This is a genomic window from Providencia sp. PROV188 (assembly GCF_027595165.1).
GTDB lineage: Bacteria > Pseudomonadota > Gammaproteobacteria > Enterobacterales > Enterobacteriaceae > Providencia > Providencia lanzhouensis.
On sequence record NZ_CP097291.1, the window covers coordinates 80319 to 101756 of the forward strand.

A 21438-nucleotide genomic window follows, 5' to 3' on the forward strand; every position below is an offset into this window, starting at 1 on the left:
TCCCCTGAAAAAATTCAGAGGACTTTATGGTTATCTGGCATTCGGGATCCGACCAAATTTACCGCTATTAAAATCATTCACGGCTTCGTTGATTTCCTGGCTCGTATTCATCACAAATGGGCCATATCCCACCACTGGCTCATCGATAGGATCACCGCTAAGCAGCAGCACTAAAGCCTCATCGGTGGTGGCTTCTAACAGCACATTGCTATCAGTAGCATCGAGGATCATCAACTCACCTTCATTCAATGCAGTATGACCATCCACAAATAGGCTGCCTTTCAACATCACCAGTCCAACATTGCGACCAGTTTTGGTTGGCAATCCCACGACTTTCCCTTTATTCAGACGCAGATCCCAGACATCAAGGGCGGTAAATGTGCGTGCGGCGCCTGTGTTGCCTAGATAGTCGCCTGCAATGACCCGTAATGTGCCCGCCTCATTCGGTAAGTTAATGGTCGGGATAGCATCGCGAGTCAGCAATTGGTAACCCGGTGCAGCCAGCTTATCTTTAGCGGGTAAGTTGACCCACAACTGCACCATATCCAAAGTACCGCCATTTTTCATAAAGTTATCAGACTGATATTCTTGATGAAGTATTCCTGATGCCGCTGTCATCCACTGCACATCACCCGGTCCGATAACCCCACCTTCTCCCGTAGAGTCGTGGTGAGCCACTTCGCCGTCATACACGATGGTGACGGTTTCAAAGCCTTTATGTGGATGCTCGCCAACACCACGATTATCCCCTTCAGATGCTGGGAATGGGTGCGGACCCGCTCTGTCCAACAGTAAGAATGGGTTCAGGTATTTCCCGTGGTTGCTATAACTAAACATGGAGCGAACAGGGAAACCATCACCAACCCAGTGGCTACGTGGGGATTGATAAATACCAATAATCTTTTTCATGGTGAGACTCCAAACTGGTTTTATAAACTGATCAGTGTTATGAACTAATCATTTCGATGAACCAATAATAGAAGAGCCAAAGCAGGGTGAGTAGAGGCAAAAATAGGTTTGATTGTTCTATAAATAGAACAATGTAGTCATGGATGAGTGAGTTAAATGTCGGTTTCTAGTATGCTTCGGGTTAGCAAAAATCGGAGCGTTCCTCTTCATTTATTCATCTTAAACATGAACGATCAAGAATACTAAATAGGTATGATGTCTCCGAGTAAACCTGTGATTCCGATAAAAGGATTGTTATGAAAACAACTAATATCGCCATGGCATTTTCTGTTGCCTTCATGTTGTCTGGCTGCCTTTCTCAGCCAGCGCCTCAGTATGACAACAATGGTATACAGTTAGAAGAGTTTAAAGAGCTAGAAAGCTTGAGAATGCCAGAGCTGGATATTCCTGAAGGGGCGCCGGACGGGGACTATATTGAACGTTATGGAAATGGTGCCATTCAGTTTAAATCGTGGGTGAAAAACAACTGCTTAGATAAAAGCATTACGGTTTATTATAAAAATGGTCAGCCAAAAATGTTTATTCCTATAAAAAATTGCAAAGTGGATGGTGTCATTAAGTCTTACCATCCTAATGGAAATTTAGATACCGAGATGGGATATAGCAATGACCGACTCAACGGCGATTATAAATCCTATTACGACACGCCAAAGAATAATCTGCATCTTAAAACGAGTTTTGTTAATGGGGTTGCGGAAGGTGTTCTTGAAGAGCGCGGACAGGATGGCGAGCTATTAAAGCAGGGTCTGATTAAAGACGGTAAGTTATATACCGCGAAGTAAGTGGATTACAGATAAAATAAAAGCCAATTAACTGTGAGAAAGTTAATTGGCTTTTTGCTATTGAATAGCGATGTAAGATTAAAGCTGTGGGCGTTTTACAAAGCCGATTGCATCGTAAACCTTGTCTAAGGTTTCTTGAGCGCGAGCCGCTGCTTTGGTCGCGCCTTCATCCATAATTTGGTTTAGCAGCGCTTCATTATTGCGGAACTCATGGTAACGAGCTTGTAAGTTAGTCAGCATGTCGGAAACTGCTTCCGCGACCACACCTTTCAGATGACCGTACATTTTGCCTTCAAACTCGGCTTCCAGCATTTTCACGCTTTTGCCTGTCACGCCAGCAAGAATATCTAGCAGGTTAGAAACACCCGCTTTGTTTTCAACATCGTAGCAAATACGTGGTGGTTCTTCAGAGTCAGTCATGGCACGCTTGATTTTCTTCACAACGGATTTCGGATCTTCCAACAGCGCAATCACGTTATTGCGGTTGTCATCAGACTTAGACATTTTCTTGGTTGGCTCTTGTAATGCCATCACGCGAGCGCCGCCATCAGTTGGGATAAATGGCTCAGGTACGGTGAAAATATCTCCGTAAATGGCATTGAAGCGCTGAGCAATATCACGGCTCAGTTCAAGGTGCTGTTTCTGGTCAATTCCAACAGGAACTTGGTTAGTTTGGTAAACCAGAATATCGGCAGCCATCAGAACTGGGTAGTCAAACAGACCGGCGTTGATGTTTTCTGAGTGGCGAGCAGATTTGTCTTTGAACTGGGTCATGCGGCTCAGTTCACCGAAATAGGTGTAGCAGTTTAGTGCCCAGCTCAGTTGTGCATGTTGTGGCACATGTGACTGAACAAAAATGGTGCTTTTCTTAGGATCAATACCGCAAGCTAAGTAGAGCGCTAATGTATCAAGGGTTCTTTTACGCAGTTCAACAGGGTCTTGGCGAACGGTAATGGCGTGTTGGTCAACGATACAGTAGATGCAATCATAATCATCTTGCATTTTAACCCACTGACGTAACGCACCCATGTAGTTACCGATGGTTAATTCACCGGAAGGCTGTGCGCCGCTGAATACAATAGGTTTCTGGGTTTGTTTAGATTTCTCAGTGGGTGTGCTCATTTCTTTGTATGTCCTTGTAGTATTTTTATACCCTGTTAAGTTTCGAGCCACGCCGTTGGTGACTCGAATTATTGGGGATTTTATTTTGATAAATCAATAACGGAGAGTAGCTCAGAAAAGTGGCTTAACACGTAGTCGGGCTCGGTAATTGCGATTGATTCACCATAGTTGTAGCCGTAGGTTAACCCTACACTTGGGCAGCCTGCATTGTGGGCTGCGATAATATCATTACGGGAATCGCCGACAAAAAGCAATTCTTCTTTGCGTAAACCGAACTGACCCATTGTTAAATAGAGTGGCGCTGGGTGCGGTTTGGTTTTTACCACATCATCGCCACCAAGTACTAATGAAAAGTAGCTATCGATGCCCAGCTTTTCGAGTAATGGCGCCACAAATGGGGTTGGTTTGTTGGTTACAATCGCCATAGGCAAGTTGTGTTTCGCAATGGTTTCGAGGGTCTCTTTGACCTCAGGGAACAGCTGGCTACCGGTATTAACGGTCGTCGCATAATGTTCATCGAAGCGGATACGAGCTTGCTTTTTCAGCTCTGGCGTTACAGTCATTCCCGCCCATTCTAGCGCACGCTCTACGAGCATATCAGCGCCGTTACCTACCCAGATGGAGACACGCTCTTTGCCTGCTGGTGGTAAGTTAAGCTCTTCGAGGGTCTTGTCGATGGCGTCGGCTAAACCGCCGGCGCTGTCAACAAGGGTTCCATCCAAATCAAACGCAATCGCTTTAATACTCTCTAAAACCGCATATGTCATTGAGATACCTTTTTCAATTCTTGGCGCATTTCATCGATGACTTTTTTGTAATCTGGCTGATCAAAAATCGCGGAGCCAGCAACGAAGGTGTCTGCACCTGCTGCGGCAATTTCTGCAATGTTATTGACCTTCACGCCACCATCGACTTCTAAGCGAATATCATAACCACTTTCGTCAATCAATTTACGAACTTGGCGCAATTTGTTCAGGGTTTGTGGGATAAAAGATTGACCGCCGAATCCTGGGTTAACAGACATCAGTAGGATCATATCAACTTTATCCATCACATAATCGAGATAGCTAAGTGGGGTCGCTGGGTTAAATACCAGACCCGCAGTACAACCATTCTCTTTGATGAGTTGTAAGGTTCTATCGATGTGCTCGCTGGCTTCTGGGTGGAAACTGATGTGAGTCGCACCCGCTTTAGCGAAATCTGGAATAATGCGATCGACCGGTTTAACCATTAAGTGAACATCAATCGGGGCGGTGATACCGTAATTGCGCAGGGCTTTACAGATTGGTGCACCGAACGTGAGGTTCGGTACATAGTGGTTGTCCATCACGTCGAAATGGACAATGTCTGCGCCCGCAGCAAGAACTTTGGCGGTATCTTCGCCTAAACGTGCAAAGTCAGCAGATAAAATAGATGGGGCAATGAGAAAATCTTTCATAATTGTCTCCGATTATTCGTCGTTATCTGACAGCACCTATGATTTTTTAGATGCTCCCGCTCCCGCATATAAAGCCAAAAGCTCGTTGACTTTGGCACGGTTCAAAATATTTCTACTAATGGTGCGACGCACTTTTACGATATGTAACTGTGCTTGATAATACCACTCTCGAGTCACCGGGGTCTCATGATTTGAGATAAGAACTGGGATCTTGCGCTCAGATGACAACTTATGTGCCAAAAAAGCCAGATTCTGTTGTTCTTGCGCACTAAAGGCGTTGGTGTGATAGGCCGTAAAATTAGCGGTATCAGACAGCGGCGCATAAGGTGGATCGCAGTAGATGACTGAGCCATCCTGCGCATCGAGTAATGTTTTGCTGTAAGACTGCGTCACAAAGGTCGCTTTCTGAGCTTTTTCAGCAAACCACAGTAATTCGTCTTTCGGAAAATAGGGTTTTTTATAGCGCCCGAAAGGCACATTAAATTCACCACTTAAATTATAGCGGCATAGTCCGTTATAACAGTGGCGGTTAAGATACAAAAAGAGAATGCTACGTTTAGCAGGGTCATCTGATTGGTTAAATGCTTGGCGCATTAAATAATACTGTTCAGAGGTATTAAATTCAGGTGTGAACAGTTGCTGAGCTTCTTCGATAAAAGCATCAGAGCGATATTTAACCGTGTTGTAGAGGTTGATAAGATCGCTGTTAATATCTGCAAGTACGTACGAATCGTAGTTGGTATTTAAAAATACCGATCCTGCACCAACAAAAGGTTCTATTAAGCAATCTCCTTGTGGAAGATGTTTTTTGATCTCGTCCACAAGCGGGTATTTACCCCCAGCCCATTTTAAAAAAGCGCGTTTTTTTTTCATGCCGTCTTATTATTACAATCGTTTAAGAGCCGCCACTTGGCGGCTCTTTCAGGACAACATTATGCGCCCGGGGAAAAACGTTGTTATTTTTGATCCTGTTTAACTTGTTTCATATTACGCACCCACGGTTTTTTCGCTTGCACTGCGGCAGGTAAGGCTGCAATTGCATTTTTTGCTTCGCTCACTGAGCTGTAATTTCCGTGGATCAATACATACCAAGTTTGGCCATTACGAATGGTTTTATACACTTGATAGTTAGCAAGTTTATTCTCTTTTGCGAAAGCTTCCAGTGTATCTGAACGACTTGCGCTACTTAATTGCAATGTATAGCTTCCAGAGGGGGCTGCAACGGTACTACCACTTTGGCTTGTGCTAGTTGCTGGCTTAGTAGTTGTTTTTGGCTGAGCAGGTTGTTTTTGTTCAACAGGCTTAGTCGCTTTTGGTTGTGTTTTTTCTGGGGTGACAGGTTTAACTGTTGGCTGTTTTTCCACAGGTTTGACTTGTGGTGGTGTCAACGGTGTCACATTTTGTGGTGGCGTCGTGGTGCTTTCAGACGGCAGGTTTTGACCTTGGTTGAGAGCGTCGGCAACATCACCTGGAATTTCAATACGTTCACCAAGACCATTTTGTTGAGTCTGAGTGTCTGCTTGAGTTGGCATTGGGTTAATTTGCTGACCATTTAACTCTTGCGCTTGGCTTGTTTGCGGTTGCGTTGTGGATTGAGTATCTGAGTTGGTCAGTGATGAAGAACCTGATAAATCGATATTACGCTGATTAGCGCTATCATTTTGTAATTTCTCATGTTCTGTTGGTGCTTTTAATGCGGAACTGATTGCAATGATCAGCAGAAGCAGCACTAAAACGCCGACACCGATCATGATGTGTTGACGTGATAACGCAATTTTTGGCTTAGCTGCCGCAGCAGGACGCGCACGTCCGGTTGGTCTATCTGATGTATCAGGCCTTAAATCATTCTGTACTTGAGGCTGATTGTCTGGTTTAAATTCGTCCATTTTCCTCTCCCGAAATTAGTTCGCCTGTGTAGAGATGAAATGTCTCTTATCATTACGACCTGTTCACGACTAAGCAATTGCTTCTGCTCACTTTTAAAGAATAGATTGTTTAGCAATTTCATTCCAATTTCAATGAGATTGCGACCACCTTACTTCGTTACTCGTTATAGGTGCTAGGCGTGCGTATAATTTAACGGCTTTAGTTGATATCTGCCAGTAACATTTTAAAACCCCTGAAAATATTCAGGAGCCAATTAATGATTTTTACTTAGTTCAGTAATAATTTATGGCATACAAGCCGAAATAGCGGCAATTACTGTTGAGGCATCCACATCGGAACGCATTTCTGAACTACCGATAGTGGTTGGAAGGATAAGATGCAATTTGCCTCCCATGACTTTTTTATCTCGCATCATGTGAGGTAAATAGTCATCAGGTTGCATTTTTGCAGGACCAGTAACAGGTAGCTCGGCGCGTTTTAAAAGGGCGATGATGCGTTCTGTTTGTTCTGGGGTAAATTGGCCAATCAGCTCAGCGGTTTTAGCAGCCATGACCATACCAGTAGCAACAGCTTCTCCATGGAGCCATACACCGTAGCCCATTTCGGCTTCGATAGCATGACCAAAGGTATGCCCTAAATTTAATAGTGCACGTAGCCCGCTGGTTTCTTTTTCATCGGCGGCGACCACTTGTGCTTTCAGCTCGCAACAACGGCGAATACAGTAGGCCATGGCTTGGTTATCTAATGCCATTAAGGCATCGATATTTTTTTCCAACCAGCTAAAAAATTCACCATCAAGAATGATGCCGTATTTAATGACTTCAGCCAGACCAGAAGAGAGTTCGCGCTTAGGTAAGGTCTTTAAGCAATCGAGGTCAATCACGACGGAGGCCGGTTGATAAAATGCCCCAATCATATTTTTCCCCAATGGGTGGTTAACGGCGGTTTTTCCACCAACCGAAGAGTCCACTTGGGAGAGTAATGTAGTTGGAACCTGAATAAAGCGTACGCCACGTTGATAGCTAGCTGCTGCAAATCCAGTTAAGTCACCGATTACTCCCCCACCAAGGGCGATGAGGGTCGTGTCACGGTTATGGTGCTTTTCGAGTAATGCCGTAAAAACATCATTCATGATAAATAAAGATTTATACTGTTCGCCATCAGGTAAGACGATAGAATCGACTTTGACACCTGAGGCTTCAAGAACGGCTTGGATCTTATGTAGGTAAAGTGGAGCGAGAGTTTCGTTAGTCACTATCATTGCTCGCTGACCCGCAGTTAGTGGCCAAAATGCATCCTTGCCTTGGTACAAACCAGGTGCAATATTGATTGGATAACTGCGTTCATCCAGAGTAACAGTGACTTTTTCCATCTTGCTTTACCTTGAATTCATGACTTCTGATGTATAAAAATTAGTTTTTTTCTAACATTTCAATGATTTGATTGGCAACAACTTTTGCGCTTTGCTCATCAGTATGAATTGTTATATCCGCTATCTCTTCATACATAGGATTGCGTTCATCGGCTAATTTTTCTAAAACTTCGCGAGCGGGCTCATCCACTTGTAAAAGAGGACGTTTTTTATCGCGTTGTGTGCGGGATAATTGCTTCTCAATGGTGGTTTCGAGATACACGACAACCCCACGAGCGGACAAGCGGTTACGCGTCTCTTTGGATTTAACAGAGCCACCACCTGTCGCTAAGACAATGCCTTGCTTTTCAGTGAGTTCATTGATGACTTTCTCTTCGCGATCGCGAAAGCCTTCTTCACCTTCTAGGTCGAATACCCAACCTACATCTGCGCCAGTGCGTTTTTCAATCTCGTGATCGGAGTCAAAGAACTCCATATTAAGCTGTTGAGCTAACTGACGACCAATAGTGCTTTTTCCGGCTCCCATTGGTCCAACCAGAAAGATATTGCGTTTCTCTGCCATGTTTTTTGGTATTACTACGATTATTCGTTAATGATCACCCGCCCCGCCAATCAAATTAGCGGCGGGACCTAAACTGAAACCTCATAAGTGATGATGTGAGATCAGATAAGAAAATTATCTCAATACATCAACCTGAATTGCAACTATATAAATATGGCACTTAGAAAACAAAGTGCCATATTCTTCGTTGCGGGTTTCTATATATTTGAGCCGTCTACATTACATAATGCACTGTTTAGCGAGCTTATTAACAGGTTGTTTATTCCACTAAATGAATGGAACCTGTTAATTATAAAGCAAAATTTCTGTAGCTATTTTATAAGCGGCTGATAGTTTGTTCTTTCATCTACCGATAGTTAGAACACTCAATGGATAACCTTGTATGCTAAAACGACCTCAGCGTCAAATTTATCCGGTATGTTTATGGCACAAAAAGTAATAATTTCACGGTACTTTGATGAATTAAACATTCAACTAATTGAATGTATAGGCGTTATTTTTTACGCTAAATCTTAATAAGTTTTGGTGTAATAAATACCAGTAAAATACGCTTATCAACGTGTTGCGTCTTATTGATAAATAAACTTCCTAATAGTGGGATTTGTGAAAAAAATGGGATACCTGAATCCGTTTTTTCTTGCTTCTGTTGAAAAATGCCACCCAATATTAGGGTGTTATTATTTTTGATAGTCACTGACGTCGCAATTTCTTGTTTGTTGATGGCGAGATGTTGGTTTGGATTGACGGTGAGAGCGGTATCTGGGGAGTTATGGCTGATTTTTAATACCATTTCGACTCTGTCATCCCGAGCAATGGTTGGCGTAACTTCCATACCTAATACCGCATCTTTAAACTGAACGTGGCTTTTTTTATCAGAGGTGGTGACATAGGGAATTTCGCTGCCTTGTTGGATGCTGGCGGGCTGTTTATGGGATGCAACCAAACGTGGGCTCGCAATAATTGACAATAAATTTTCTTTTTCTAGGGCGTTAAGCTTCATTTCAAGTAGGCCTTCTCCGAGCCGTAATACATTTAATGCCATCTGTCCTGATTGGCTGCTGTAACGGTTATAGCGGCTATGGTGCCCATCAGTTGCTGACTCACCTAGCATTCCCCACTCTAAACCTAGCGCTTGTAAAGCGGTGCGTGAACTGCTGATGATGTGGGCTGTGATTTGTACTTGCTGCTGGGGAATATCTTTTTGGGCAAGCCATGTTTCAATTAATTCCAAGCGTTCTTTGGTGTCCGTAATGATCAAACTGTTGGTGGTGGCATCAAAGTGGGCTATGCCTTTATCGGATAGTAGGCGCATGTCAGGCTCCGTGATCTGTTGATGAACAGCTTGAGCGTCGATAGAGACTAATGGAAAAATTTTTTCGGTGAGAATTATCTCCGGTACTTTAGGTGGAACGATGGTGTCTAAGAGCTGAGTATCTTCTTCTGTTGGGAGTATGGGTTCAAAAGGGTCTCGGGGTGTTTCGGCATACACGAAGAAGGAGCTGCATAGCATTAACATTAATAAGGGGACAAAAAAATTAGTTTTACTCATTAGGTTGTTCATCCTTGATAAATAAGAGCGATAAATTGGCGGTCAGTTGCTGGTTTTTGGTAGTCAAAATGACATCAGAAAATTGCCAATATTGCTGAGGGAGCGTATGGGTGAGTGATTGCATAAATTCGAGGAGATCCTTAAATTTCCCTTGGATCTCAAGTTGGTAATGAGAATTCAACGGATCCGATGGCTGAAGCTGATTTAAGACAATATTGTTATTCGCAATAAGCTGCTGTAAGTGAAGAATAAAGAAATGAGGATCTAAGGTGATTTCCTCATTAGAAGGGAATGAAGCAAGTTCCTGTTCTAGCCAAACGCGAGTCGGATTTTGGGCGAAAAATTGACTACTGGCTTGGTTTTGTAGGTGCAAGACAGAGCTGTTTTGTTGTAAATCTGCCCATTGATTTCGCTTGTCTTGCCAAATGAAGGTATAGCCAGCGGCAATGCTCACCACCAAAATCAACGGTATTGTTAGATATTGCTGCCAAAGGGGTCGGTACCAAAAAGCGGCAAAGTGGTTATTCATCAATGACACCTCGATAATCGGCTGTTAGGTACAATTGATTAACGGTAGCAACCCGCCGTAACGTGCGCAGTTGCACGTTATCGACCTGAGGTGTTTGGCTAAATTGAGTTAACAGCAAATTCAGATCTTGAAAGCGATAACTGAGCGCTTTGATTTCTAAACGACCTTCACGTAGCTGAAAGGTGGATAGCCAGCTTTTAGGTGGCGTGAGATTGGATAGCGACCTTAATAGGTTGAGTAAGGCATGGTTATGTTGCGCATAGGATTGACGCTGATTTTGCTGAAACGTGAATTTTTCTAGCTGTTGTTGCTGCGCTTGTAATTGTGTTTTTAGTTGTTCAATGTGCTGTTGATGTTGCTGCTGAGTCGCAAGGTATAAGTAGGCTTGCGATATATCCTCTAGAAGCAAACTGATTAAATAACCAAAGATAATGATGACGGAAATACAGCTGCCCCACGTCACCATTAAAAAATAGCGTCGCTGGCGAGTGAGCTTATCGGTTCGCCAAGGTAGGAAGTTAACCTGATACATATTAAAGATCCCCATGACGCAGAGCCAGCCCCGCGGCAATCACAAAGTCCCCCAATTGACGGGGTAATTTGATGGGGTATTGATGAAAAGCTTGCAGTAAATCCCATCGATACTCTATGCCTTGAATATCGTGGTCACTAATGTAGTAAATCGGTAATTTTAAGGCTTCAGGATCGTCAGTTAATAAGGATTGAATCTGGTTAATGTGCACTGGTTGATTATCTTGAGTCGGATTATCGTTTTGAATATGACTATAACTTGCAGGTTGGCTGATAGGCCCTGACCAAAACCATTCGTTTTGGCGATAGTAAACAAGCCAACATTCGTTAGGCAGCTGAGCATGCCGAGCAAGGTAACGCAGCGCGATGGGGGCAATATCTACAGCCAGCAGGTGATAGCCGCTCTCCAGTAATAAATCTTGCCAGAAGGTAATATCAGATTGGCGTGCGGCATTGAAGTAAACTTGTTGCCCAATGATCCGATAATCTACAGCAAGCTCTTGGGCTTGCATGGGAAAAAGTTGGTCAACTTGCGCTTGTAAATACCAGCTTAGCTCGGGTTGCTGCAAGCTCATTTGGTTGGGAAGTGGGACCTGTTTTTGGAGAGACCTTAGTGAGGGTAATGCGATAGAAACAGAGCAGTTTTTAGGTAATTTCTGACGCCATTGTCGCAAAATATTGCGTAAAATTACGCGGTGTTCATCAAGGGTATGTGATGCGCTGTCAAAAGGTAGCGCTTGTTGCCAACATTCACATAACGACCAGAGTTTGCGATGTTTTTTTGCAGCAACTAACTGAATGTGGTGCTGAGATAGCTCAATCCCGATGTGCCATTTTGGTGAATACATACATAATATCCTTATCATTAACAATTAAATTACGTTTTCTATTGTGCTGTATAAGCTTTATACTATGCAGCAGTGATATCTAAACCCGCCTGTCAGTTGCATATGGGAATTCTTCGGTGAAGTTCGTAAAATATTTTTTAATTCTGATTTTCTGTTGCATTTTTTTGGGAAGCGCCTCGATTTATGGCATGTACAAATATGTCGAAGGTGAGCTGCCTGATGTCGCAACAATGAAAGACATTCGTCTGCAAACGCCAATGCAGGTATTCAGTGCAGATAATGAACTGATCGCCCAATATGGTGAAAAGCGCCGTATTCCATTGCCATTAACTGACATTCCTCCAATGTTAGTGCATGCCTTTATTGCAACAGAAGATAGCCGCTTCTATGAGCACCATGGTATTGATCCAATTGGTATTTTCCGTGCTGTGACTGTGATGGCTTCATCGGGTCATGCATCGCAAGGGGCGAGTACCATTACTCAGCAGCTGGCGAGAAACTTCTATTTAAGCCCAGAAAAAACCTTGATGCGTAAAGCAAAAGAGGCATTTTTGGCGATTCGTATCGAACAGTTATTTACCAAAGATGAAATTATGGAGCTGTACCTGAATAAAATTTATTTAGGTAACCGTGCTTATGGTGTGGGTGCAGCCGCTTATGTTTATTTTGGTAAAACAGTCAATGAGTTAACGCTAAGTGAAATGGCAATGATTGCCGGCTTACCGAAAGCGCCATCAACATTCAACCCGCTTTACTCTTATGACCGTGCGGTTAACCGCCGTAACGTCGTATTAATGCGGATGTTAGAAGAAAAATACATCACGCAAGATCAGTACGAGCAAGCGAAAAGTGAAAAAATTGTCGCTTCTTATCACGCACCAAAAGTGGATTTTTCTGCGCCTTATTTAGCGGAAATGGCACGCCAAACGATGTATGAAAAATACGGTGAAGATGCCTATACCGATGGTTATAAGGTGTACACCACGGTTGTGCGTAAAGACCAGTTAGCGGCGACCGAAGCCGTACGTAATAATTTGATAGATTACGATATTCGCCATGGTTATCGCGGTCCTGCAGAAGTGTTATGGAGCGGTAGCCAAGCCGCATGGGATAAAGAACAAATCGTTGAGAAACTGAAAAAATTACCAAACTATGGTTCATTGGTTCCAGCCGTTGTCACGTCTGCGAGCAGCAGCGATGCAAAAGTCATGCTGGCGGATGGATCGGACATCCAAATTACGATGGCGGGTGTGCGCTGGGCGCGTAAATTTATTTCAGATACTCAGCAAGGTGGTACGCCATCTGCCGTGAATAAAGTTGTGCAGCCTGGTGAGCAAATTTGGGTTCGTCAGGTTAAAGATAGCTGGTGGTTAGCACAAGTCCCTGATGTGAACGCAGCATTTGTTGCATTGAATCCGAATGATGGGGCGGTGATAGCCCTTGTGGGTGGTTTTGATTTTAATATGAGTGAATTTAACCGCGTGACGCAATCATTGCGCCAAGTGGGCTCAAATATTAAGCCATTCTTGTATACGGCTGCGATGGATAAAGGCTTAACGTTATCGTCATTACTCAATGATGTGCCGATTAGCCGTTGGGATGCGGGAGCTGGTTCAGACTGGCGTCCGAAGAACTCACCACCGCGCTATGATGGTCCTATCCGTTTACGTCAAGGTTTAGGTCAGTCGAAAAACGTGGTGATGGTGCGTGCGATGCGCGCCATGGGTGTGGATTATGCCGCAGATTATTTAACGCGTTTTGGTTTCCCGAAAGAGAATATTAACCGTACAGAAGCGTTGGCGCTGGGTGCTCCATCATTTACCCCAATGCAAATGGTGCGTGGTTACGCCGTGATGGTGAATGGGGGATACCTTGTTGATCCTTACTATATCTTGAAGATTGAGAATCACAGCGATGAAGTAATTTTCGAAGCGAAACCAAAAATTGCGTGTCCTGAGTGTACAAATATTCCGGTCATTTATGGGGATACGGCGCGTACGATTGCGCTGAGTGATTCTGAAGGCGAAGACGCAACAGAGGAAGTGACTCAATCGAATAATAATGTGGTGGAGCAAGAGCCAACGATGGCACTGTCTACGACCGCAGAACAGCAGAGCCCTGAAGACCAATATGCCCCGCATGTTATTAGCACACCGCTGGCGTTCTTAATTCGCGATGCGATGGTGACAAATATTTATGGTGAGCCAGGTTGGTCAGGTACCGGTTGGCGTGCGGGGCGTGATCTGGGCGGTCGTCGTGACATTGGCGGGAAAACAGGAACCACGAATAGCTCGAAAGATGCGTGGTTCTCCGGTTATGGTCCTGATATTGTTGCCTCAGCATGGATTGGCTTTGATGATAACAAGCGCACATTAGGTCGTACCGGAATAAGCGGTGGTGAAGCAGGTGCGAAGAGTGCTCAGCCGATTTGGGATGACTTTATGAAAGCCGCCCTTGACGGCGTTCCGGTGAAAACTATGCAACCACCAAAAGGAATTATTTCAGTCTCTATCGATACCCGTACAGGTAAACTCTCATCCGGTGGACCTTCTCGTAGTGAATACTTTATCGAAGGAACTGAGCCGAAAGAGCGCGCGGTACAAGAGGTTGGAACGACCATTTCAACGGAAAATGGAGCCAGCCAAGAGCTATTCTAATGAGCTGTTTTGAGTGTAAATAAACTGCACCCCATCGCCGTTTGGCATGGGGTGTACTTATTTAGGGTATTGGATAGATTGAATATCGAGTGGCGTTATTTCGCGTTATTTTTTAAGTAACGTTCCACATAAAACAACGCGCTAATATTGCGGGCTTCATTGAAGTCAGGGTGGTCGAGGAGCTCCATCATACGTGCAATCGGCCATTTGACTTGTTGGAGCGGTTCTGGCTCATCCCCCTCAAGTTTTTCGCTAAATAGGTCGTTAGCTATAAGTATGTTCATCTTGCTGGAAAAGTAAGATGGGGACATGGTGAGTTTTGCCAAAGGGGTAATTTGGCGAGCCCCATAACCGATTTCTTCTTTGAGTTCTCGCTGAGCTGCCTCAAGAGGGGCTTCTCCTGGGTCTACGGCTCCTTTAGGGAAGCCTAGCTCATAGTTTTCGATACCCACGGCGTATTCACGGATCAAAATCAGGTGATCATCAATGATGGGGACGATAAGAACTGCTTCACGCTTTGCGGGGCGCATTCTTTCATAAATACGTTTTTCGCCATTACTAAATTCGAGGTCAACAGATTGGATACTGAATAGTTTAGATTTAGCAACATCTTGAATATTCAGGATTTTTGGTTTTTTTAACTCTGTCATAACGATTTCCGAATCAGGTGAATGGGATCCATGAGGGCAAGCATACATTGTCTTTAACTATGACGCATATCAAAAAAAAATGATAGAGATTATAGGGTGGAGAAAATGCTGTTAGTATAATCTACTTATGAAAATCGCACTGATTAATAAGTAAAACATTTTATTTACAACATATTGTAAAATAAAACAAAAACTGAAAGAGAATAGGAATTGGCTTATATAGTGAATAGCATTACGTTGCTATGCTTTTTAAGTAGACAATTCTGTTGAGAAAAAAATGCTAAACACCGTCATTATACTGGCTCTGATAATAGCTAGCCTAATTATAATGGTTTCCGTTCTGTTCTTCCGGCGGGGACGGCGTTCTAGTGTCTATCAAATACCCTCTCTAGCAACACCCGCGTTTAAAAAAATGATTGAGTCTGATTTCCAGACTATCACCCAGTATCTTAATCACAGTGCATCTAAAAACCTTCATTCGCCTTCCCAAGCTGCATGGCAAATACGAAAAAATGCGACTGTTGCTACCATCTGTAATGCCATTACGCGATTTAATTTGCGTCAAGAGCAAGGGCAGGGTTGGCGTTATTTTATTGATACGATTGAAGTTCAGTTACCTTCTCAACTAGAACCGTTCTTACAACGACAAAATGCCATGGAAATTGTAGAAACGGATCATCTGCCTTTAATTGTGGCTCTCAATGGTCACTCATTGAAGGAATTTAGCTATGAATGGGAAGTCCCTTCAGAGGAGCCTAGGACTCAACCTGAGGCTGATATCCATGAAGGTGAACCGAATACCATTCAATTGCTGAAGATGCGTAAGGAAAGTAAAGAGGAGCATCGACTCCATAATTCTTCCGGGTGGTTAGGGGCGATTGTGGTGAGCCTCAGTTTTTTTATCGGCTATCTGACGATTGTTTCTATTCCCATTTTTCAAGGATGGGGGCTGACATTAGCTGCGGTGGTTTTTATCCTCGGAATGTTTTTATTATTCCGTTTACGTCTTTTTCCTAGACCCTATCAAGATGTGCAATGTATTTATGGGCAAGCCAAACGCTGGGAATTGTACGGAGAGTTAGATAAAAAATACTCATCCACCATTTCGATAGGGGGTGTAGATTTGCACTACCCCACCTATTGGCTCCCTTACCTAAAATATGAGCTAAACCATCCTACGAATATTGACCTCTATTCGACGGGAGAAGTGCTACGGTATGGTCGATATCTCTCAGTTCATGAAGAGGAACGCTATTACCCCTATAAACGATTTAAAAAGAATGTGCTGATGTTTTTCAGTGCATTGCTCGTTTTGGCGATGGTGTTTTCTTATCAATCGATTAGTTTGCCAGTAAAATTAGGTTTTGCGTGGATTGAAGGTGCGAAAAAAGTCAGTGTTGTTGACCCTTCAGATTTAACAGCGCGTAAAATTAGAGTTGGAGATACATTATCAGCGAAGGGAATGGGGATGTGTTATCGTCCTCCTAATTTGAATGATGCCAATCAAGCGTTGTTTGTGCCTTTTGATTGTTCGGGTGTGTATTGGAATAATATTAACCTGATTACTGAGCCGCAATCTGAGATTGTGAATCGAGCCATAGATTTATTGAATAGCGTAAAAAATCAATTACATCCAGATAAAGATGCCCCGGGAATTAACCCAAGATTGCAGCGTGAAATCATGAAATCGGGAATGAATATTATTTTCGATTTTTCAGAAATCGTATTAAAAACCAACGCGTTGTGTGATCAACAAGATCATTGCATTAAACTCAAAAGCGCATTGTCTAACTTGGGTGGAAGTGTGGATGATTGGCCGGGATTGGTAAATAAAGCGTCTTCAGGAAAATTAAGTGGTGCGCATGTTTTATTACGTGCAGGAAGTGCTGATGCCTTGGAAAACCTCGTTGAAGACACCACATATGATTTCATCAAGAAAGAACTTGAGAAGGAAGTTCGTAAACTCAATAGCCCACCACCAGGTGGGGTATTGTTGATCAGCGATGAAAACCGCCCGCTGGTAGATATAATGCCAGTAAGTTCACTGAGCGAAATGAACCAAGTTCAGCGATGGTATGAGTTAAAGCGCTTATCTAGCATTCTGATTAATACCCCATTTGATGTTGAAGGGGTTATCACGAACATTTCGACAGATGCCAATGGCACATTGCAAGTGGTGGTTCATGAACGCTTGGATGAAGATGTGTTATCAGAATATGTCTGCCGTTCAATGTTGGTTTTCTTCTTAATCATTTGTACCTTGATAAATGGAACATTAATTATTATTCGAGTTTTGAATAACAAACGGCGTTTGCGTAAAATCACTGAATATTACGATAAATGCTATGAGGCAGATAATCCTTCCGAGTCTAGATAGTATTATCCTTCCCTGACCATGGAGCCTCATTTTGGTTTGGCATTCAAACTAAGTGTGAGGAGGCACCATGAAGCCGTTATCGACAAATCAATCTTCAACAAAGCCATCATCCGCTGAACAAGTTCGCCTTGATAAATGGCTATGGGTTGCACGTTTTTATAAAACACGTTCCATTGCTCGTGAGATGATTGATGGCGGAAAAGTCCATTACAATGGGCAAAGAAGTAAGCCGGGCAAAATTGTTGAATTGGGTGCGATGATAAAAGTGCGTCAAGGAAATGATGAGCGGATTATCGAAGTGCTCGAGATCAGCAATCAACGTAAAGGCGCACCAGAAGCTCAGTTACTCTACCGTGAAACCGTAGAAAGCCTTGAACAACGTGAAAAGATGGCGATGGCACGTAAGATGAATGCACTCACGATGCCACATCCTGACAGACGTCCCGATAAAAAAGAGCGTCGGACTCTGCTAAAATTTAAACACACGAATTCCCATGAATCGTCTTAATAGACTGCCTGAGTAATAGAGAGAAATTATGGCTAAACAAGACCAACTCCACCGTTTCCTGTTCGAACAGCATGCGGTACGTGGAGAAATGATTACTGTCGATGAGACTTTTCATCATATTCTAGAAAATCATGATTACCCAGAAGCCGTCAAAATGCTGCTGGGAGAACTGCTGGTTGCGACCAGCTTACTGACTGCAACTTTAAAATTTGATGGTGACATTACCGTTCAAATCCAAGGTGATGGCCCTGTGAAGTTAGCCGTGATTAACGGTAATAACCTACAACAAATGCGCGGTGTTGCCCGTGTTGAGGGTCCTGTTGTCGCGGGAAGTACGTTGCAGCAAATGATTGGTAACGGGTTCATTGTCATCACAATTACACCAAAACAAGGTGAGCGTTATCAAGGGATTGTGGCGATTGAAGGCAATAGCATTGAAGAGAGTATTGATGCCTATTTCCGCCAATCTGAACAGTTACCAACCCGCCTGTTTATCCGTGTTAGTGAACAAGATGGCAAAGCGATTGCTGGCGGGATGTTGCTGCAAGTTTTACCAGCTGCAGGAGAGACTAGCCACGAGTTTTTTGATCACTTAGTGCAACTGACTGCGACTATCAAAGGCAAAGAGCTCAGCGAATTAGACGTGAAAGAGGTACTTCATCGTCTATATCATGAAGAAGATGTCACGCTGTATGACCCACAATCTGTTGAGTTCCGTTGCACTTGTTCACGTGAACGTTGTGAAGCGTCTTTAGCGACATTAACCCATGAAGATGTTATGGATATTTTGCACAAAGATGGGAAAATTGATATGGAGTGTGAATATTGTGGCTCACACTATGTATTTATTGAATCCGATATCATCGGGTTAAATAATGAGCGAAATCAGCAACTTCACTGATACGATTTAGCAACCTAATTATGTGACGAGGGTGCAATTTTGCACCCTTTTTTTATAATTTTAAAGGATTATAACGTGCTCTAAGTCTCATTATGAATTAAAAAAAATTATACATTTTCAATTCTTTGATAACTATCGCTGTTAATTAGTCGTAAAGATTTATGATCGTCGGCAGAATAGCTATGTTTACCAGGAGCAATATAATGAGCGCTAAAAGCATTACCCTGAAGGATCTCGAAAAGTACGGCATTCATGACGTCGCTGAAGTTGTTTATAACCCAAGTTATGAGCTGTTATTTCAGGAAGAAACCAAGCCAGGTCTTGAAGGTTATGAACGCGGTACCGTCACTACGTTAGGTGCTGTTGCTGTTGATACCGGTATTTTTACAGGACGTTCCCCAAAAGATAAATATATCGTTCGCGATGATGTAACCCGTGATACCGTTTGGTGGGCTGACCAAGGTAAAGGTAAAAACGATAACAAACCAATGAGCCAAGAGGTTTGGAGCAGCCTGAAACACTTAGTGACTGAGCAGCTATCAGGCAAACGTTTGTTTGTTGTGGATGCATTCTGTGGTGCGAACGCAGATACTCGTCTGAAAGTCCGTTTTATCACTGAGGTTGCATGGCAAGCTCACTTCGTGAAAAACATGTTTATTCGTCCATCTGATGAAGAGTTAGTTGGTTTTGAACCAGACTTTATCGTGATGAACGGTGCAAAATGCACTAACCCGAATTGGAAAGAGCAAGGTCTGAACTCAGAAAACTTTGTTGCTTTCAACTTAACTGAGCGTATGCAGTTAATCGGCGGTTCTTGGTACGGCGGCGAAATGAAGAAAGGTATGTTCTCTATGATGAACTACCTGCTGCCATTAAAAGGCATCGCATCAATGCACTGCTCTGCAAACGTTGGTGAAAAAGGCGACGTTGCAATTTTCTTCGGCCTGTCTGGTACAGGTAAAACCACATTGTCTACAGATCCAAAACGTAAGTTAATTGGTGATGATGAGCATGGTTGGGATGATGACGGTGTATTCAACTTCGAAGGCGGTTGCTACGCGAAGACTATCAACCTGTCTAAAGAAGCTGAGCCAGACATCTATGGCGCTATCAAACGTGATGCGTTATTAGAAAACGTTATGGTATTGGCTGACGGTTCAGTTGATTTCAATGACGGCTCTAAAACTGAGAACACGCGTGTTTCTTACCCTATCTATCACATCGAAAACATCGTAAAACCAGTTTCTAAAGCGGGTCATGCGACAAAAGTTATCTTCCTGACGGCAGATGCATTCGGTGTGTTACCACCAGTTTCTCGCTTAACGCCAGAACAAACTCAGTACCACTTCCTGTCTGGTTTCACGGCGAAGTTAGCCGGTACAGAGCGTGGTGTGACTGAACCAACTCCAACATTCTCTGCATGTTTCGGCGCAGCATTCTTATCTCTGCACCCAACTCAATACGCGGAAGTATTAGTGAAGCGTATGGAAGCCGCAGGCGCGAAAGCATACTTAGTCAATACTGGTTGGAACGGTACAGGCAAACGTATCTCTATTAAAGATACGCGTGCAATCATCGATGCAATCTTAAGTGGCGATATCGAAAAAGCGGATACCATCAAGCTGCCAGTGTTTGATTTAGAAGTCCCAACAGCATTACCGGGTGTGGATACCAATATCCTTGACCCACGTAATACTTACGCTGATAAATCTCAGTGGGATGAAAAATCTAAAGACTTAGCGGATCGCTTCGTGAAGAATTTCGATAAGTACACTGATACCCCTGCAGGTGCAGCACTGGTTAAAGCCGGTCCTAAACTGTAATTTCGGGTAGTACAGATAAAAGAAGGCTCTACAACGATTGAAGATAACATCATCGTGTAGAGCCTTTCCCATTGGTGTTAGCGTTTACTTACCTGAAAAATTATTCCGCAGCAGGCAAGTCAAAAACTAAAATTTCACTCTCTTCATCAGCTTTAATCGTTAGCTGATTTTCTTGCCAAATGGCTAAACCATCGCTAGTCGTTGCTTTCTGCCCATTAACTTCAATGTTGCCTTTAACGACTTGGATCCAAACAACACGTTTTTCTGCGATGTCGTAAGTGCTTTGCTCATTAGCTGGTAATGCCCAGCGCCATAAGGTCATGTCTTGGTTAACTTTTAGCGAGCCATCGCGTGCATCTGGTGATAACACCAATTGCTTACCACTTGTCGAATCAAAGCGTTTTTGCTCGTAACGTGGCTCGATGCCATTTTTATCTGGAATGATCCAGATTTGGTATAAACGCAGCTCTTTTTCATTACTTGGGTTGTATTCAGAGTGACGAACACCCGTTCCCGCGCTCATGATTTGGAATTCACCCACAGGGATCTGTTCCATATTGCCCATGCTGTCTTTGTGCTCAACGGCACCATCCAGCACGTAGGTCAATATTTCCATGTCTTTATGAGGGTGAGTACCAAACCCTTGTCCCGCAGCGATGTAGTCTTCATTGATGACTCTTAACGCTGAGAAACCCATAAATTTTTCATCGTAATAGTTAGCGAACGAGAAAGTGTGCCAGCTGTCCAGCCAACCGTGGTTTGCGTGTCCACGTTCATTTGCTTGGCGTAAATAGATCATTGAGTCATCTCCTTAAAAGCGGATATCCAATTTTCATTGGGCTCTTGCTTAACTTGTTGATGACAGTTTAGCCAAATTGTAGAAAGAGAAAAGTAGGCGACATTAACCATAGGATCCAAAAAATTTGAATAAGA

General features: G+C 43.3%; 20 protein-coding genes. 6 read left to right on the plus strand and 14 right to left on the minus strand.

Annotation, left to right across the window (positions count from 1 at the left end):
* Nucleotides 1–30 precede the first annotated feature (30 nt).
* A complete protein-coding gene (locus M5X66_RS00330; protein WP_036950125.1) occupies nt 31–909 on the minus strand; it encodes a pirin family protein in 879 nt (292 codons plus the stop codon).
* Between the two features lie 296 nt (nt 910–1205).
* Between M5X66_RS00330 and M5X66_RS00335 the strand changes: the two genes are divergently transcribed.
* Entirely contained in the window at nt 1206–1751 is a 546-nt protein-coding gene (locus M5X66_RS00335) for a toxin-antitoxin system YwqK family antitoxin (protein ID WP_036950123.1), read from the plus strand.
* A 78-nt stretch (nt 1752–1829) separates the two neighbouring features.
* On the opposite strand, the gene trpS is transcribed toward M5X66_RS00335, so the two are convergent.
* The 11 genes from trpS to pilM form a co-directional block, all read right to left on the minus strand.
* Nucleotides 1830–2873, minus strand: a complete 1044-nt coding sequence (gene trpS / locus M5X66_RS00340) for a tryptophan--tRNA ligase (protein WP_108479680.1) — start codon at nt 2871–2873, stop codon at nt 1830–1832.
* A gap of 80 nt (nt 2874–2953) precedes the next feature.
* The gene (locus tag M5X66_RS00345) at nt 2954–3640 is read right to left on the minus strand and encodes a phosphoglycolate phosphatase (RefSeq protein WP_036950119.1); all 687 of its coding nucleotides are present in this window, start codon (nt 3638–3640) and stop codon (nt 2954–2956) included.
* Entirely contained in the window at nt 3637–4311 is a 675-nt protein-coding gene (gene rpe, locus M5X66_RS00350; RefSeq protein WP_108479679.1) for a ribulose-phosphate 3-epimerase, read from the minus strand. The genes M5X66_RS00345 and rpe overlap by 4 nt, the downstream gene beginning before the upstream one ends.
* Before the next feature lie 36 nt (nt 4312–4347).
* Nucleotides 4348–5184: an adenine-specific DNA-methyltransferase gene (gene dam / locus M5X66_RS00355; RefSeq protein WP_036950115.1), complete on the minus strand. Its 837-nt coding sequence runs from the start codon at nt 5182–5184 to the stop codon at nt 4348–4350.
* An 83-nt stretch (nt 5185–5267) separates the two neighbouring features.
* On the minus strand, nt 5268–6197 hold the full coding sequence (locus tag M5X66_RS00360; protein ID WP_036950113.1) for an SPOR domain-containing protein: 930 nt from the start codon (nt 6195–6197) through the stop codon (nt 5268–5270).
* Nucleotides 6198–6481: 284 nt separating this feature from the next.
* Nucleotides 6482–7570, minus strand: coding sequence for a 3-dehydroquinate synthase (gene aroB, locus M5X66_RS00365; RefSeq protein WP_036950111.1), 1089 nt, complete (start codon nt 7568–7570; stop codon nt 6482–6484).
* A gap of 40 nt (nt 7571–7610) precedes the next feature.
* A complete protein-coding gene (aroK, locus tag M5X66_RS00370) occupies nt 7611–8132 on the minus strand; it encodes a shikimate kinase AroK (RefSeq protein WP_036950109.1) in 522 nt (173 codons plus the stop codon).
* Nucleotides 8133–8637: 505 nt separating this feature from the next.
* On the minus strand, nt 8638–9681 hold the full coding sequence (locus M5X66_RS00375) for a secretin N-terminal domain-containing protein (RefSeq protein WP_270103787.1): 1044 nt from the start codon (nt 9679–9681) through the stop codon (nt 8638–8640).
* On the minus strand, nt 9674–10210 hold the full coding sequence (locus M5X66_RS00380) for a hypothetical protein (protein ID WP_036950105.1): 537 nt from the start codon (nt 10208–10210) through the stop codon (nt 9674–9676). Before M5X66_RS00380 ends, M5X66_RS00375 begins: the two co-directional genes overlap by 8 nt.
* Nucleotides 10203–10742, minus strand: coding sequence for a PilN domain-containing protein (locus tag M5X66_RS00385; protein ID WP_154610019.1), 540 nt, complete (start codon nt 10740–10742; stop codon nt 10203–10205). The genes M5X66_RS00380 and M5X66_RS00385 overlap by 8 nt, the downstream gene beginning before the upstream one ends.
* A 1-nt stretch (nt 10743) precedes the next feature.
* Nucleotides 10744–11589 (minus strand): pilus assembly protein PilM, encoded by an 846-nt coding sequence (pilM, locus tag M5X66_RS00390; protein WP_154610018.1) that lies wholly within the window; start codon nt 11587–11589, stop codon nt 10744–10746.
* 116 nt (nt 11590–11705) lie between these two features.
* On the opposite strand from pilM, the gene mrcA reads away from it, so the two are divergent.
* Nucleotides 11706–14246 (plus strand): peptidoglycan glycosyltransferase/peptidoglycan DD-transpeptidase MrcA, encoded by a 2541-nt coding sequence (gene mrcA, locus M5X66_RS00395; RefSeq protein WP_036950099.1) that lies wholly within the window; start codon nt 11706–11708, stop codon nt 14244–14246.
* A gap of 95 nt (nt 14247–14341) precedes the next feature.
* Here mrcA and nudE read toward each other — a convergent pair whose 3' ends face one another.
* Complete coding sequence (gene nudE, locus M5X66_RS00400) at nt 14342–14896, minus strand: ADP compounds hydrolase NudE (RefSeq protein WP_270103788.1); 555 nt, start codon at nt 14894–14896, stop codon at nt 14342–14344.
* A gap of 277 nt (nt 14897–15173) precedes the next feature.
* Between nudE and M5X66_RS00405 the strand changes: the two genes are divergently transcribed.
* The 4 genes from M5X66_RS00405 (at nt 15174) to pckA (ending at nt 20505) form a co-directional block, all read left to right on the plus strand.
* Nucleotides 15174–17273, plus strand: a complete 2100-nt coding sequence (locus tag M5X66_RS00405; RefSeq protein WP_108479671.1) for an IgaA/UmoB family intracellular growth attenuator — start codon at nt 15174–15176, stop codon at nt 17271–17273.
* A 67-nt stretch (nt 17274–17340) separates the two neighbouring features.
* Complete coding sequence (hslR, locus tag M5X66_RS00410) at nt 17341–17781, plus strand: ribosome-associated heat shock protein Hsp15 (RefSeq protein WP_036950093.1); 441 nt, start codon at nt 17341–17343, stop codon at nt 17779–17781.
* A gap of 28 nt (nt 17782–17809) precedes the next feature.
* Nucleotides 17810–18682: an Hsp33 family molecular chaperone HslO gene (gene hslO / locus M5X66_RS00415; protein ID WP_036950091.1), complete on the plus strand. Its 873-nt coding sequence runs from the start codon at nt 17810–17812 to the stop codon at nt 18680–18682.
* A gap of 203 nt (nt 18683–18885) precedes the next feature.
* A complete protein-coding gene (gene pckA, locus M5X66_RS00420; protein WP_036950089.1) occupies nt 18886–20505 on the plus strand; it encodes a phosphoenolpyruvate carboxykinase (ATP) in 1620 nt (539 codons plus the stop codon).
* A gap of 100 nt (nt 20506–20605) precedes the next feature.
* Here pckA and M5X66_RS00425 read toward each other — a convergent pair whose 3' ends face one another.
* On the minus strand, nt 20606–21304 hold the full coding sequence (locus M5X66_RS00425; protein ID WP_270103789.1) for a pirin family protein: 699 nt from the start codon (nt 21302–21304) through the stop codon (nt 20606–20608).
* Between the last annotated feature and the right edge of the window lie 134 nt (nt 21305–21438).

Bases quoted from the DNA above. Each gene is read 5' to 3' on its own strand.
- M5X66_RS00360 (WP_036950113.1), bottom strand. From the start codon at position 6,197: ATGGACGAATTTAAACCAGACAATCAGCCTCAAGTACAGAATGATTTA.
- aroK (WP_036950109.1), bottom strand. From the start codon at position 8,132: ATGGCAGAGAAACGCAATATCTTTCTGGTTGGACCAATGGGAGCCGGA.
- dam (WP_036950115.1), bottom strand. From the start codon at position 5,184: ATGAAAAAAAAACGCGCTTTTTTAAAATGGGCTGGGGGTAAATACCCG.
- pckA (WP_036950089.1), top strand. From the start codon at position 18,886: ATGAGCGCTAAAAGCATTACCCTGAAGGATCTCGAAAAGTACGGCATT.
- M5X66_RS00375 (WP_270103787.1), bottom strand. From the start codon at position 9,681: ATGAGTAAAACTAATTTTTTTGTCCCCTTATTAATGTTAATGCTATGC.
- M5X66_RS00425 (WP_270103789.1), bottom strand. From the start codon at position 21,304: ATGATCTATTTACGCCAAGCAAATGAACGTGGACACGCAAACCACGGT.
- hslR (WP_036950093.1), top strand. From the start codon at position 17,341: ATGAAGCCGTTATCGACAAATCAATCTTCAACAAAGCCATCATCCGCT.
- hslO (WP_036950091.1), top strand. From the start codon at position 17,810: ATGGCTAAACAAGACCAACTCCACCGTTTCCTGTTCGAACAGCATGCG.
- trpS (WP_108479680.1), bottom strand. From the start codon at position 2,873: ATGAGCACACCCACTGAGAAATCTAAACAAACCCAGAAACCTATTGTA.
- M5X66_RS00345 (WP_036950119.1), bottom strand. From the start codon at position 3,640: ATGACATATGCGGTTTTAGAGAGTATTAAAGCGATTGCGTTTGATTTG.
- M5X66_RS00330 (WP_036950125.1), bottom strand. From the start codon at position 909: ATGAAAAAGATTATTGGTATTTATCAATCCCCACGTAGCCACTGGGTT.
- aroB (WP_036950111.1), bottom strand. From the start codon at position 7,570: ATGGAAAAAGTCACTGTTACTCTGGATGAACGCAGTTATCCAATCAAT.
- M5X66_RS00380 (WP_036950105.1), bottom strand. From the start codon at position 10,210: ATGAATAACCACTTTGCCGCTTTTTGGTACCGACCCCTTTGGCAGCAA.
- M5X66_RS00385 (WP_154610019.1), bottom strand. From the start codon at position 10,742: ATGTATCAGGTTAACTTCCTACCTTGGCGAACCGATAAGCTCACTCGC.
- rpe (WP_108479679.1), bottom strand. From the start codon at position 4,311: ATGAAAGATTTTCTCATTGCCCCATCTATTTTATCTGCTGACTTTGCA.
- pilM (WP_154610018.1), bottom strand. From the start codon at position 11,589: ATGTATTCACCAAAATGGCACATCGGGATTGAGCTATCTCAGCACCAC.
- M5X66_RS00335 (WP_036950123.1), top strand. From the start codon at position 1,206: ATGAAAACAACTAATATCGCCATGGCATTTTCTGTTGCCTTCATGTTG.
- nudE (WP_270103788.1), bottom strand. From the start codon at position 14,896: ATGACAGAGTTAAAAAAACCAAAAATCCTGAATATTCAAGATGTTGCT.
- M5X66_RS00405 (WP_108479671.1), top strand. From the start codon at position 15,174: ATGCTAAACACCGTCATTATACTGGCTCTGATAATAGCTAGCCTAATT.